This is a genomic window from Mesorhizobium subarcticum, from assembly GCF_055456085.1.
This window is the reverse complement of record NZ_CM144237.1, coordinates 2,556,538-2,569,319: the sequence shown is the minus strand read 5'-3', so window position 1 is coordinate 2,569,319 and position 12,782 is coordinate 2,556,538. Positions and strand designations below refer to the sequence as shown.

14 protein-coding genes and 1 pseudogene are annotated in these 12,782 nt (G+C 63.0%); 6 read left to right on the top strand and 9 right to left on the bottom strand.

Features of this window, described 5'->3' with window-relative positions; all coding sequences use genetic code 11:
• Positions 1–15: 15 nt before the first annotated feature.
• From ACZYHG_RS12580 to ACZYHG_RS12555, 6 genes are all read right to left on the bottom strand, one after another.
• Complete coding sequence (locus ACZYHG_RS12580; protein ID WP_464614061.1) at positions 16–420, bottom strand: GtrA family protein; 405 nt, start codon at positions 418–420, stop codon at positions 16–18.
• Complete coding sequence (locus tag ACZYHG_RS12575) at positions 417–1,235, bottom strand: ChbG/HpnK family deacetylase (protein WP_464614060.1); 819 nt, start codon at positions 1,233–1,235, stop codon at positions 417–419. Before ACZYHG_RS12575 ends, ACZYHG_RS12580 begins: the two co-directional genes overlap by 4 nt.
• Positions 1,232–2,215 carry a glycosyltransferase family 2 protein gene (locus ACZYHG_RS12570; RefSeq protein ID WP_464614059.1) on the bottom strand — a complete coding sequence of 328 codons (984 nt, stop codon included), beginning with the start codon at positions 2,213–2,215 and terminating at the stop codon, positions 1,232–1,234. The genes ACZYHG_RS12575 and ACZYHG_RS12570 overlap by 4 nt, the downstream gene beginning before the upstream one ends.
• The gene (locus tag ACZYHG_RS12565) at positions 2,208–3,389 is read right to left on the bottom strand and encodes a glycosyltransferase family 87 protein (protein WP_464614058.1); all 1,182 of its coding nucleotides are present in this window, start codon (positions 3,387–3,389) and stop codon (positions 2,208–2,210) included. Before ACZYHG_RS12565 ends, ACZYHG_RS12570 begins: the two co-directional genes overlap by 8 nt.
• A 210-nt stretch (positions 3,390–3,599) precedes the next feature.
• Complete coding sequence (locus ACZYHG_RS12560) at positions 3,600–4,637, bottom strand: zinc-binding dehydrogenase (RefSeq protein ID WP_464614057.1); 1,038 nt, start codon at positions 4,635–4,637, stop codon at positions 3,600–3,602.
• A gap of 55 nt (positions 4,638–4,692) precedes the next feature.
• Positions 4,693–5,934, bottom strand: coding sequence for an acyl-CoA dehydrogenase (locus tag ACZYHG_RS12555; protein ID WP_464614056.1), 1,242 nt, complete (start codon positions 5,932–5,934; stop codon positions 4,693–4,695).
• A 119-nt stretch (positions 5,935–6,053) separates the two neighbouring features.
• On the opposite strand from ACZYHG_RS12555, the gene ACZYHG_RS12550 reads away from it, so the two are divergent.
• The 6 genes and pseudogenes from ACZYHG_RS12550 (at position 6,054) to ACZYHG_RS12525 (ending at position 10,418) form a co-directional block, all read left to right on the top strand.
• Positions 6,054–6,869 carry an SDR family oxidoreductase gene (locus ACZYHG_RS12550; RefSeq protein WP_464614055.1) on the top strand — a complete coding sequence of 272 codons (816 nt, stop codon included), beginning with the start codon at positions 6,054–6,056 and terminating at the stop codon, positions 6,867–6,869.
• 39 nt (positions 6,870–6,908) lie between these two features.
• Positions 6,909–7,394 (top strand): MaoC family dehydratase, encoded by a 486-nt coding sequence (locus ACZYHG_RS12545; protein ID WP_464614054.1) that lies wholly within the window; start codon positions 6,909–6,911, stop codon positions 7,392–7,394.
• Positions 7,391–8,443, top strand: a complete 1,053-nt coding sequence (locus tag ACZYHG_RS12540) for a phosphotransferase (protein ID WP_464614053.1) — start codon at positions 7,391–7,393, stop codon at positions 8,441–8,443. The genes ACZYHG_RS12545 and ACZYHG_RS12540 overlap by 4 nt, the downstream gene beginning before the upstream one ends.
• Positions 8,427–9,205 (top strand): annotated as a pseudogene (locus tag ACZYHG_RS12535) (SDR family NAD(P)-dependent oxidoreductase). Before ACZYHG_RS12540 ends, ACZYHG_RS12535 begins: the two are co-directional and overlap by 17 nt.
• Positions 9,206–9,321: 116 nt before the next feature.
• Positions 9,322–9,966, top strand: a complete 645-nt coding sequence (locus ACZYHG_RS12530) for a TetR/AcrR family transcriptional regulator (protein ID WP_464614052.1) — start codon at positions 9,322–9,324, stop codon at positions 9,964–9,966.
• 203 nt (positions 9,967–10,169) lie between these two features.
• Complete coding sequence (locus ACZYHG_RS12525; protein WP_464614051.1) at positions 10,170–10,418, top strand: DUF680 domain-containing protein; 249 nt, start codon at positions 10,170–10,172, stop codon at positions 10,416–10,418.
• Positions 10,419–10,567: 149 nt separating this feature from the next.
• On the opposite strand, the gene ACZYHG_RS12520 is transcribed toward ACZYHG_RS12525, so the two are convergent.
• The 3 genes from ACZYHG_RS12520 to ACZYHG_RS12510 all read right to left on the bottom strand — a co-directional run bounded on the left by ACZYHG_RS12520 (position 10,568) and on the right by ACZYHG_RS12510 (position 12,760).
• A complete protein-coding gene (locus tag ACZYHG_RS12520) occupies positions 10,568–11,617 on the bottom strand; it encodes a Gfo/Idh/MocA family protein (RefSeq protein ID WP_464614050.1) in 1,050 nt (349 codons plus the stop codon).
• A 49-nt stretch (positions 11,618–11,666) separates the two neighbouring features.
• Entirely contained in the window at positions 11,667–12,452 is a 786-nt protein-coding gene (locus ACZYHG_RS12515; RefSeq protein WP_464614049.1) for a ThuA domain-containing protein, read from the bottom strand.
• 77 nt (positions 12,453–12,529) lie between these two features.
• Complete coding sequence (locus ACZYHG_RS12510) at positions 12,530–12,760, bottom strand: hypothetical protein (protein ID WP_464614048.1); 231 nt, start codon at positions 12,758–12,760, stop codon at positions 12,530–12,532.
• Between the last annotated feature and the right edge of the window lie 22 nt (positions 12,761–12,782).

Below are 12,782 nucleotides of genomic sequence, written 5' to 3'. Positions count from 1 at the left end.
AATTCCGGAACAAGCCTACTTCAGCAGCCTGCCTTCGATCGACCAGCGCGCGGCAACGAAATTCAGCGCCGCCGCCACCACGACGCCACCGATCTTTGCCGGCCACACGCCGGCGATGCCGGCGAAGAGTGCAATCGACAAGGTGGAGACGCTGAGCGAAATGAGCGCCCCAAGCGAGACGAAGCGCAGGAAGGCCTCATGCAGCTTGATGGCCCGATTGCGCTCGAACGACCAGAAGCCATTGGCGACGAACGAGAAGACGACGGCGATCGACCAGGAGACGATGTTGGCCGGCAGTGGCGGGACATGCAGCTTGAGCAGCAGGAAAAAGCCGGCAAGGTCGATGGCCGTGTTCACCAGCCCGACCATGGCAAAGCGCACGATCTTGCTGCCGGTCGAACGCTTGGGCTCGCCGCTCATTCCTGGCCGCCCATGATCTCGACACCGGCACGGGCGAGGCTCGCGCCGAACGCGTCCGAGGCCAGGACCGCGAATTCCACCTCGCGCACGCCTTGCATCGGGTCGCGCGACCGCAGCGTCTCGTCGACATGGCCGGGATGGCACATGAACAGGCCCCGTTCGGGCAGCGCTTCGACCGCGGCTTGCAGAACCGGTGCGAACCGCTCGGGTTGCCGCCAGTCATAGATACCGGCAAGCGGCTCGAAAACGGTGAAGCCGGCGCGCGCCATCGACCGGTTGAAGCCGGCGGCCACGGCCGCGATTGCCGCGACCTTCGGTGCCACGACGGCATTTCCCAGCGACGGAGCACCGCGCAGCACCGGCCTGCCGGTCGCTTCCGCGAAACGCGTGCTTAGCCAACTGCGCACAACAGGCAGGAAATGCACATGCTGGTGCCCATCGATGAAGTCAGGCTGGCGACCAAGCGCCTCGACGAAGCGGCTGTGCTGCGCGTCGAGCTCGGCATCGACATCGCGAGCCTCGATCTGACCGCGCAGGACCGGCAGTGCCAGCGAACGCAGCGGCGGCAGCCGGCCTTCCGGCGCCAGGCTCGACCGGCCGGTGAGGGCCGGCTGGTCAGTCAAGGTAAGATGCAGCCCGATCGCCGCACGGCCGCACAACGGCTTGATGCGCTTCGCATCGTCAGCCCATTCCGGAAAGCCCGTCATGCAGCTGGTGCCGGTCAGACGTCCGCGACCGAGCAGATCCAGGATCGCGGCGGAGACGCCGGGCGCGAGGCCGTAATCATCGGCGATGAGGCGGATGCGCCGCGTCATGCGCCGGGTCTGCCCGGTGGCCTGTCCGAAATGTTGCCGCGCAAGACATCGCGCACGATATAGACCGGCCGGTCCTTGCTCTCCGAGAGCGTGACCCAGACATATTCGCCGATCAGGCCGAGCAACGTAAGGTTGAGGCCACCGAGCAAGACGACGGCGACCATGAGGCTGGGATAGCCCGGAACGGCGATGCCATAGAACATCACCTCGAAGAACACTTTGGCTCCGTAGACGAGACCCGCCAGCGCCGCCAGCATTCCGCTCAGGCTGATGATGCGCAGTGGGATGACGGAGAAGGAGGTAAAACCCTCCAGCGAGAAGGCGATCAGGTTGAGCCGGCTCCATTTCGACGTGCCGGTGACACGGTTTTCCGGCGAATATTCTATCGCCTTCTGGCGAAAGCCGGCCCAGGCGAACAGACCCTTGTTGAAGCGCCGCTTGTCGCGCAGGCTGGTCAGCGCGCGCACCACGGCACCGCGCATGACGCGAAAATCACCCGCGTTCTCGGGAATGTCGAAACGCTGGCTGCTGTTGATCAGACTGTAGAAAAGCCGCGCCAGCTGGCTGCGCCGCCAGCTGGCCTCGCGGCGGTCGTTCTGCGCGTAGACGACATCGATATCCGGGTGTTCCACCAGCTCGGCGATCATCTTCAGGCTGGTGTCCATCGAATGCTGCAGGTCGGCGTCCATGATCAATGCCATGTCGCCGCGCGACTGGTCGAGGCCGGCGAGCACCGCGACCTCCTTGCCGAAATTGCGGCTGAGCCGCACGATCTCCCAGGAACCCGACAGCGCCCGGGAAAACCGCTCGGCGCCATCGTCGCGACTACCGTCATCGACCAGGATCTTGTGGACTTCCATGCCGAAACGCTGCGCCACCGCGGCTTCGAGCTTGTCGAGCAATGCGGCAAAAGCCGAAGCCGATTGCGCCTCATTGAAGAACGGCGCCACGATGTCGAGAACAGGTCGCGACTCAGCCATTTGCGACGGGCCTTTCATTCATAACCTTGTCTCTCGCCATCTTGTCTCTCGGCCTGGCCCAGAACCACCAGATCAGGAAACCGGCGATAATGGTGACCGCGACCGGCCGGAACCAGGGGTATGTCAAATCCTGGATATGGCGCTCGACGCCCGTCAATCCGGTCAGCAACAGCATCACCGACAGCACCGAGGCCAGAACGCCGCCTCGTTCCTCGCGCCACAACAAGGCAATAGCGAGACCGGCGGGCGCCGCGATCATGGCATAGGTGTTGGGCTCGACGCGCGGGTTGAAGACGCACATGTAGAACGTCGCCGTCAGGAAGATGGCGAGCCCGGCCGTTCCATGTTCGAGCTTGCGGTCGAACCAGAGGACCATGGAAAGCGTGAACAGGGCCATGACGATCCGCACGATCGTGGCCCCGAATTCAGGGATGGGCAGCCCCATCCTGGTGAAGGGCGCCGTGAAGTCGGTGGGGACAAAATGGCTGGTGTTGTCGACAGCCATCGAGGTCAGCATCTGGCCAAAAACACGATACTGGTCGTTCAGATAGCTGGCTGGGGCGAAAGCGTAGGGCAGAGCGAGCACGAACAGCACCGCCAGCACGAGCACCGGTATCAGCCGGAAACGCAGCGCTCCGACCAACAGCAGCATGATGATCGCGGTCGGCTTGGCAATGATAGCAACCGAGGCCCAGAAGAAGGTCTCGGCGCGCCGCCCTTCCAACGCCGACAAAGTGAGAAGCCAGCAGGCCCCAGTCAGGAGGATCGTCGCCTGGCCGTTGCGGATCGCACCTGCCGCCATCGGCAAGGCAAGAAAGAGACCGAAGGAAAGCAGCCATGGCAATTCGCCACCGCCGAGTTTGCGCACCTGCCGCATCGCGGCAAAGGTCAGCACCGCGAAGCCAATCGCATGCCAGACCAGGCCGCCGAGTTGCGGCCCCAGCTTGAGTATCGGAACATAAAGCGCGGCAAAGGCCGGCGCGTAGAGATACCCCATCTCGGACCGGATATTGTAGAGCGGCTGGCCGGCCAGGAATTCCTGGCTGCCATATCTGTACGCCAGCAGCACGGTGCGTGTGTCGGGTGCCAGCAGGACAAGCACAAGAACTACCAGGAACGCCGTGATCCACAGGCCAAGTCCCAAACGGTCGAAAACCGGCTTGGACATCGTCATCAAGACACCCCACAACATCCGGAACAGGCTCAGTCCACCACTGTCCCGGCATTCGATGGCGGCGGCATATCACGGACAAAGCGGCGTGGCATAGGGGGCTGAAAGACGCTTATACCTTTGCCTTGGCCCTGATGGCCACGCAGCGCCCGCCCTTCTGTTGATCGTCACGAGCCTGCTGAAAGCAACTTATCCTGAGTGTTTCAAATGAGGCTAAGGTTTGATGAACACCTTGCCGTTGGGCTTGGCCAGTTCCGCAGGCACCCGCGCGATCGCCTCGGCGAGCGGCACGATCGCCGTCACGTCGGTCGACCAGCGCCCGTCGGAGAAACGCTTTTGCGCTTCCAGGATCGCCGGACCGCGCCGATCTCTAGACTGCCGCATCCATTCGCTCAGCCAGAAGCCTTCGATGTGCTTGTGCTGGAAGATCAGCTGGCCGGGTTCGCGGATGATGGTGGCGTCCGTGTCGAGCCGGCCATAGATGATCCAGCGCGCCCGTTTCGGCATCGCATGGAATATGGCCGAGGCCAGCGGCCCGGTGACCGCATCGAGGAAGATGCGCGGCTGTTCGGCCTTCATCACCTCGCTCAGCGTGGCCTCGAAATCCGGCGCCTTTTCATTGAGGACATGCGCCGCGCCGAGATCCTTCAGAAGCCCGATCTGCTCGTCGCGGCGCACGGTGACAACAGGCCGGAACCCTTCTTCCCTGGCCAGGCCGATGATCAGCTTGCAGAGCTGGCTGGCGCCGGCGGTCATGACGAAGGCCTTTTCGCCCTCCTGTTTGACGATGTCGAACATGGCGATGGCGGTGAGCGGATTGACGATCATCGCCGCGCCATCCTCGTCGCGCACCGTGTCAAGCAGCGGAATGCAGGCCGCCGCCTCGGCGACGGCATAGTCGGCCCACGAGCCCCAGTTGGTGACGCCGGTGGCAAAGGCGACGCGCTTGCCGACGAGGCTTTTGGGATAGGGTTCGTCGCCGCTTGCGACCACGGTTCCGACCCCCTCGAAGCCGGCCGGCCGGCCCTTTGCGCGTGGCTGGCCATACTGGCCCTTGATGAAGGCGACATCGGACGGATTGATCGAAGCCAGGCTGGCCTTTATCAGCACCTGGCTCGGTCCAGGCGCCGGCACCGCGATGCTGCCCGGCTGCAGATAAGGCTCCATCGCTTCCAGCGCGCTGCCGCTCGGCGTTCTGGTGTAGCCGTCGCCGACAAGCAGCAGCGCCTTCATTTCGGAGGGGATGGTCATTGGTGACACTCCTTGGTTGTCAGCGGAAAACCGCAGCCGCAGCCCGATCTGCCGCTCAGATCTTCTCCTGCGTGTATTTTCTCAGCTCCATCCGCGCCACCTGCCGACGATGAACCGCGTCAGGCCCGTCGGCCAGGCGCAATGTCCTCAGATGCGTCCACGAGCGCGCCAGCGGCGTGTCCTGGCTAATGCCTTGGGCGCCGAACATCTGCACCGCCTCGTCGGTGACTTTCAGCGCGACGCGCGGCGCAATGACCTTGATCTGACTGATCCAGGGGGCAGCAGCGCGCGCATCGCCCTGGTCGATCATCCACGCCGCCTTGAGGCAGAGCAGCCGGGCCATCTCGATCTCCATGCGGCATTCGGCGATGATGTCGAAATTGGCGCCGAGTTTTGCCAGCGGCTTGCCGAAGGCTTCGCGGCGCACCGAACGCTGGCACAGCAACTCCAGCGCCATCTCGGCCTGGCCGATGGCGCGCATGCAATGATGGATGCGGCCTGGGCCGAGGCGGCCTTGGGCGATCTCGAACCCCCTGCCCTCGCCGAGGATCAGGTTCGATGCGGGTACCCGGACGTTGTCGAAGCGAAGATGCATATGGCCGTGCGGCGCGTCGTCGTCGCCATAGACCTGCATGGCCCGGACCTTGGTGACGCCTTTCGTGTCCGACGGCACCAGGATCATCGAATGACGGCGGTGCTGCGGTTCCTGATCGCCGCCGGTCCGCACCATGACGATGTAGATGGCGCAGCGCGGATCGCCGGCGCCCGATGCCCACCATTTCTCGCCATTGAGCACATAGTCGTCGCCCTGGCGCTCGCAGCGCATCGCAATGTTGGTGGCGTCGGATGAGGCGACATCAGGCTCGGTCATCAGATAGGCCGAGCGGATTTTCCCATCCAGAAGCGGTTCCAGCCATGTTTTCTTGTGCTCGGCCGAGCCATAGCGCTCCAGCACCTCCATATTGCCGGTGTCGGGCGCCGAGCAGTTGAAGGTTTCAGCGCCGAGATGCGCCTTGCCCATTTCCTCGGCGAGATAGGCGTACTCGACGGTGGACAGGCCATAGCCACGTTCCGAGCCAGTCAGCCAGAAGTTCCACAGACCGCGTTCCCTTGCGGTCTTCTTCAGCCCTTCGAGGATCTCGCTCTGCCGCGCGCTATAGGTCCAGCGGTCGCCTGCCTTGCCGACTTCGCTCAGGAACTCATGGTCGAGCGGCATGATCTCGTCGCGCACCATGGCCGCGACGCGGGCGTGGATCGGCTTTAGCCGCTCGGTCATGCCGAGATTCATCTCTGTCATCGGTCGCTAACCCTTCATGCAGGCCGGGCATTTTGTCAGTGGCAAGGATGACCGTACTTCGGATAGCCTTGTCAACGCGAACTCTTTGCCCAGATACCGAAGCGAAGTGCGGAGGATTGATGGCCTATCTCGACGAGCTGTTTTCGGTGGCCGGCAAGACCGCGCTGGTGACGGGCGCGGCAACCGGCATCGGCCGCATGGCGGCGACCGCACTGGTCAGGGCCGGCGCCACCGTGATGATCGCCTCGCGCAAGGGCGAGGATTGCGTCAAGGTTGCCAATGAGCTGAACGAGCTCGGCGCGTCGGGCCGGGCCGATGGCTTCGTCGGCGATGTCTCCAGCGAAGCCGGCATCGCCGCCCTCGTCGCCGAGGTCAAGGCGCGGACGGAAAAACTCGACATTCTGGTCAACAATGCCGGCGTTTCCTGGGGTGCGCCGCTGGAAAGCTTCCCTTATTCGGCATGGGCCAAGGTGTTCGGCGTCAATGTCACCGCCGTCTTCCATCTGACGCGCGAATTGCTGCCGCTGCTCGAAGCTGCCGCCAGCGATGCCGATCCGGCCCGCGTGATCAATCTGGGTTCGGTGATGGGCACGCAGCCGCTGGCCGACGACGCCTATTCCTACACCGCCTCGAAGGCCGCGGTTCATCACCTGACGCGCACGCTCGCACTTGAATTCGCCGCCCGCCGCATCACCGTCAATGCCTTCGCTCCCGGGCCCTTCCGGAGCCGTATGACGGCGTTTGCAACAGGAACGGAAGAACAGGCTAGGCATGTCGGCAGCCATGTTCCGATTGGCCGTATCGGCACAGCGGATGACATTGCCGGCGCAACGCTCTATTTGTGCAGCCGTGCGGGCAGCTATGTCACCGGCGCCATCCTGCCGATCGACGGCGGGCAGTCGGTGCAGCATGGGTTGACCATGTTCAAGGAATGACATTTTCCGGCCGCAGAAGCCGGAGGTGAACTGGAGGACATGCGCGTGGAACCAATCAGCATTGATGTGCTTCTGGCCAGTGTCGGCAAGGAGGTCGGCATCTCGCCATGGCGGGTGGTGACGCAGCGGATGATCGACCAGTTCGCCGACGCCACCGACGACCACCAGTTCATCCACTGCGACCCGGAGCGGGCCAAGCGCGAGACGCCGTTCGGCGGCACCATCGCGCATGGCTTTCTGTCGCTGTCGCTGCTCTCGGCAATGACGTTCGAAACCATGCCGCCGCTGGAAAACGGCAAGATGGGCGTCAACCATGGTTTCGATTCGCTGCGCTTCCTGGCGCCGGTAAAGACCGGCGCGCGCATCCGCACCCATTTCGTTCTGGCCGACGTCAAGGTCAGGCCGTCGGGCTGGGTGCAGACGGCGCATGACGTGACGATCGAGATCGAGGGCTCGAAGAAGCCGGCGCTGACCGCCCGCTGGCTGACGCTGACCTTGATCGAACGCCAGCCCGAGACGGCATGAGCGACCCGAACGCGCTCGACCAGGCAGCACTTGAGCCTTATCTCGCGGCGGAAATCCCGGGCTTTTCAGGGCTTGCTGCAATCGAAAAATTCAAATCCGGCCAGTCCAACCCGACCTATCTTATCACGGCGACCAGCGGCCGCTATGTGCTGCGCGCCAAGCCGCCGGGCCAGCTGCTGAAATCGGCGCATCAGGTCGACCGCGAATTCACCGTGATGAAGGCGCTTGCCGGCACCGCCGTGCCGGTGCCCGAAATGCTGCATCTGTCGGCCGAGGATTCGCCGATCGGCCGCATGTTCTATGTCATGGATTTCCTCGACGGCCGCATCTTCTGGGATCCGACGCTGCCTGAGGCGCGCGACAATGACGAGCGCGTAGCCATCTATGACGCGATGAACGGCACGCTCGCGGCCCTGCACGATGTCGATGTCGAGGCCGTGGGTCTCTCGGATTTCGGCCGGCAAGGTAGTTATTTCGAACGGCAACTGGCGCGCTGGACCAGCCAGTATCGCGCCTCGGAGACCGGCACCATTGCAGACATGGACCGGCTGATTGCCTGGCTGGAGACGCACATACCAGCCGATGACGGCCTGATATCGTTGGTCCATGGCGACTACCGGCTGGACAATCTGATCTTTGCGCCGGACCAGCCAAAGGTCATCGCGGTGCTCGACTGGGAGCTGTCGACGCTTGGCCATCCGTTCGCCGACATTGCCTATCAATGCATGCAATGGCGCCTGCCGCACACCTCGGGCTTTCGCGGCCTCGGCGGCATTGACCGCGCCGCAATCGGTCTCCCCACCGAAGAAGAGTATGTCGCCGCCTATTGCCGACGGCGCGGGTTCACTGGCATCGACAACTGGACCTTCTTCCTCGCTTTCTCCTTCTTCCGGTTGGCCGCGATCTGCCAGGGCGTCTACAAGCGCGCGCTGGACGGCAATGCCTCCAATCCCGAAAAGGCAAAAACCTATGGCGAGGCGGTGAAGCTGCTTTCGCATCTTGCCGCCAAGCTGATCGACAAGCAGGGGAGACATGATGGGCCGCTTTGACGGAGCAACGGTACTGATCACGGGTGCCGCCGGCGGGCTCGGCCGGGGCGCCGCGAAAGGCTTTGCAACGGAGGGCGCGCGGCTGGTGCTGTCGGACATCGATGAAAAGGCGCTCGCCGATCTTGCTGATTCCTTGCCGGCCAGACAGCGATCCTTGCCGGCAACATAGCGGACGAGAAACTGTCCGAGGATCTGGTCAGGCTGGCGGTCGAAAAATTCGGCAGGCTGGACGTCGCCATCAACAATGCCGGCATCGTCCAGAGTTTCGTGCGCCTGCCGCAGGTTCCGTCGGACGAGGCCCGCGGCATCCTGGAGGTCGACCTGTTCGGCGTTTTCTATGCCATGAAGCACCAGATCCCGCAGATGGAGCGGCAGTTCAAGGCCACGACCAAGGGCGGCGCCATCGTCAACATCGCCTCGGTTGCAGGCCTGGTTGGCGCGCCAAAACTTTCGGTCTATGCCGCCGCCAAGCATGGCGTTGTCGGGCTGACCAAATCGGCTGCCGCCGAATACGCGACCAAGGGTGTGCGGATCAACGCCATCTGCCCCGCTCACACGAGAACCGCCATGGTGGACGGGTTTGTCCGCGTTTCCGGCGCTCCGGAGGCTGAAGCGCTGGCGGACCTGACACGTGGCGTGCCGATGAAGCGGGTGGCGGAAGTCGACGAGATCATCACCGCCATCCTGTTCGCCGCCGACCCGGCCAATTCCTTCATGACCGGCCATGCGCTGGCCATCGACGGCGGCGTCGGCGCAATCTGACCCTTGGCGATCCAATCAGATGCCGCGTGGGAACTTCCCGCGCCCTTGTCCGTTTCCGTACAGCGTATATAACTTAGCCAGGCACCAACCCCAGACACCGAGGAAAGGCACCAGACGTGCCGCAGAGCGTCCAGACACGCCGCGAGAAACAAAAGGCCGAACTGCGCTCCGAACTGGTCGAAGCCGCGCATAAGCTCGTCCAGGAAGAAGGCTATGATGGCCTGACCATCCGCAAGCTGGCCAAGCGGGTCGGCTACGCGCCGATGTCGGTCTATTCCTATTTCGCCGACAAGCAGGACATCCTGTTCGCGCTGGCCGAAGACGCCTTCGAAACGCTTGCCCGCCGCATCGAGGAGCATCCGTCCGACGATCCGATCGAGGCCTTGAAGGTCGTCATGACCGAATATGCCGCCTTCGGGCTCGGCAATCCCAACGAATACCGCACCGTCTTCATGACCGAAAAGACCAAGCTGCCGGAAGGCAGGAGCTATGAAGATATGGAAGAGGGCAACCCTGCGATGAAAGCGCTCATCAAGCGGGTCGAGGCCTGCATCGCCGCAGGCAAATTGCACGGTGATGCGCGCGCCATCGCCACCATGCTGTGGGCGGTGGGCCACGGTACCATATCGCTGCTGATCACTTTTCCGTTCTATCCCTTCGGCGACCCGCAGGCTTTCGTGAAGCGGATGTGCGATTCCACCCTTGCCTCGCTCAGCACGCAAAACGTGCCGTCGCTGACCGAAACACCGGTCAACTGCTGACCTGGTAATTCTGACATCCGACCTGACGGTTGAACGATCGGATCGTAACGCGCTGTTGTGTCAGTACGTCGCTATTTTCGTCATTCAAAAAAATTTGTCGTACGTGTACGTTTTCTGACTTGAACATCGGCGCCTCCAGGCGTATCTGTACGTTACACCGTACGTGTACGGAAAAGATTCAAACGCTAAACTGGAGACTGACCATGAAAAAGATTGTCCTCACCCTCGCAGCCGTTCTGGCTCTTTCGGGCTCGGCTTTCGCCGCCAACACCACCCACCCGGTCAAGCAGGTGCCGGCTGCGACCTGCGTCGACACCAAGACCAATGTGAAGCTCGATTGTGCCTCGACCGGTTCGGTCGAGAAGAAGGGCGCCACGGAAAACACCGTTGACAGCAAGGGCCCGCGCCTTGGCATCAGCATCAACCCGTGGATCGTGCCGAGCGCATTCTAAGATTTGCGCCAAACGCTTCAGGCCGGCACAAGCCGGCTAAGCAATTCCAGGAAAAGTGTGGGCGGTTTTGCGTCCGGAATTGCGTCAATAAAAAGAGGTAGAGCAATTCGCCGTTTCCGTGAAACGGTGAAGTGCTCTGGCTGAGTATGTCAGCCGATCGAGATCGGCAGCCTGCTCGCTGAACTCTCGAAGGCTGCGTCGATCAGCTTCTGCATGTCGGCGGCGCGCCGGAAGGATGGGGCGCCGTTCTGCCCGGCATCCAGCGCGTCGACAAAACGCTGGGCGTTGCGCTTCGCATCCGGCAGGCCCAGCTCTCGCCACAGCTGAACATCGACGTCCTCTCCCAGGCACGCCGACAGCCGCGCCGCCTTGCCATCGGTCTCGACCTTGAGCGCTCCTTTGGTGCCGTGCAACGCCAGCGACAGGTCATTGCCATGGCCGGTTGTGTAGCGGCTCGCCATGATTGTCGCCAGCGCGCCGGATGTCAGCCGTGCCGTGATCGCCACACTGTCATTGGCGTCGAGCACGTAGTCGCCGATCCGCTCACCTTCGGCCTTCGGAAACGTCACCAGATCGGCGTGCAGGCTGACAATATCCTGGGCCGCGCCATAGGTGGCGAAGTCCAGTATGTGGATGCCGACATCGCCCAGAACCCCCGTGGAACCATGCCGGGTCGACAGGCGCCACAGCCATTTGTCCTCGACGCGCCAGTCGCCCCAGGACTTGCTGACCAGCCAGCTCTGCTTGTAGCTCGCCTCGACATGGCGCAGTTCGCCGATCGCGCCGGCCAACACCAGACGCCGTGCTTCCTGGATCGCCGGCGAATTGCGATAGGTCAGGTTGACCATGTTGACGAGGCCGGCGGCCTCGGCCGCTTCGGTCATGGCAAGCGCGTCGGCCTGGTTCGGCGCCAGTGGCTTTTCGCAAAAGACATGTTTTCCCGCGGCAAGCAGCGCCAGCGTCGTCGCCTTGTGCACACCGTCCGGCGTCGCGTTGATGGCGGCGTCGAAATCGCCCCAGGCGATCGCCGCATCAAGGCTCTCGAAAGAAACGCCGATTTTGTTGGCGGCGGCAAACGCCGCCGCGCGGCCAGGCAGCTGATCGACACAGGCGACAATGCCGCAGCCAGGAACCTTTGCAAACTCTTCGATATGATGTCCGGCGATCCAGCCGGTGCCGAGCAAGAGCAGGCGATGCATCAGATCAGGTCCCCCATCAACTCAAGTCCTCCATCAACTCAAGCCCCCATCAGCTCAAGCCCTTGTCGCCGTCGGCATGCAGGCGCAAGCCTTTCTGCACGATCTTTTCCTTGGCCTTGTTCGTCGGCACGTTCGGCGCGTTGGTGATGCCGGACCATGCCGGCGCCGGGTTGTGCGCCCAGTGCACGGCATTGCGCAGCACCTGCTGCACGCCCTCATTGTGGTAGATCGGATAAGTCTCGTGGCCGGGCGAGAAATAGAAGATGTGGCCGGCGCCGCGCTGGTAGGTCAGCCCGGACCGGAACACCTCGCCGCCCTCGTACCAAGAGACAAACACCGTCTCCAGCGGCTCCGGCACCGCGAACGGCTCGCCATACATTTCCGTCTCGCCGATCTCCAGGCATTCGCCGATGCCTTGCGCGATCGGATGGCCGCGATTGATCGCCCAGACACGCTCGCGCTCGCCCGCCTCGCGCCATTTCAGCGAGCAGGGCGTGCCCATCAGCCGCTTGAAGATCTTCGAGTAATGACCGGAATGAAGCACGATCAGCCCCATGCCTTCCCAGACCCGCTTCTGCACGCGCTCGACGATCTCGTCCTTGACCTCGCCATGCGCGGCGTGGCCCCACCACAGAAGCACGTCGGTGGCGGCAAGGCGCTTCTCGCTCAGGCCGTGCTCGGGCTCCTGCAAAGTGGCGGTGCTCGCCTCAATGCCCTTGTCCTGGTTGAGCGCGGCGGCAATCGTGCCATGCATGGTCAGTGGATAGAGGTCGCGCACGGCGGCATTGGTCTGCTCATGGACGTTCTCGCCCCAGACGACAGCTTTAACAGGCATTTTTCCTCTCCAAAGCGCTTTGAATATCGCATCCACGGACGTCTTGGGAAGATGCCTTCCACCAAAATTACGGAAAATCAGGGCTTGCGGCTTTTCCGGCCAGGGACGGTCTTGGCCTTGCCAGGCTTGGCGGGCGCACCGGGGATCGCCGAGCCGGTGATCGACACCGGGTCGCTGGCCGGGAACGTATCTTCGAGGCCTTCCTCGAGTTCCTCTTCGGCGCTCGGCGCTTCGTGTTGCTCATGCTCGAGCGAGCGGACGGCGGGCGTCTTTTTCACCGGCGATTTCGGCGCGGATTTTGACGGCATCGACACTTCTCCCTCGACTGTT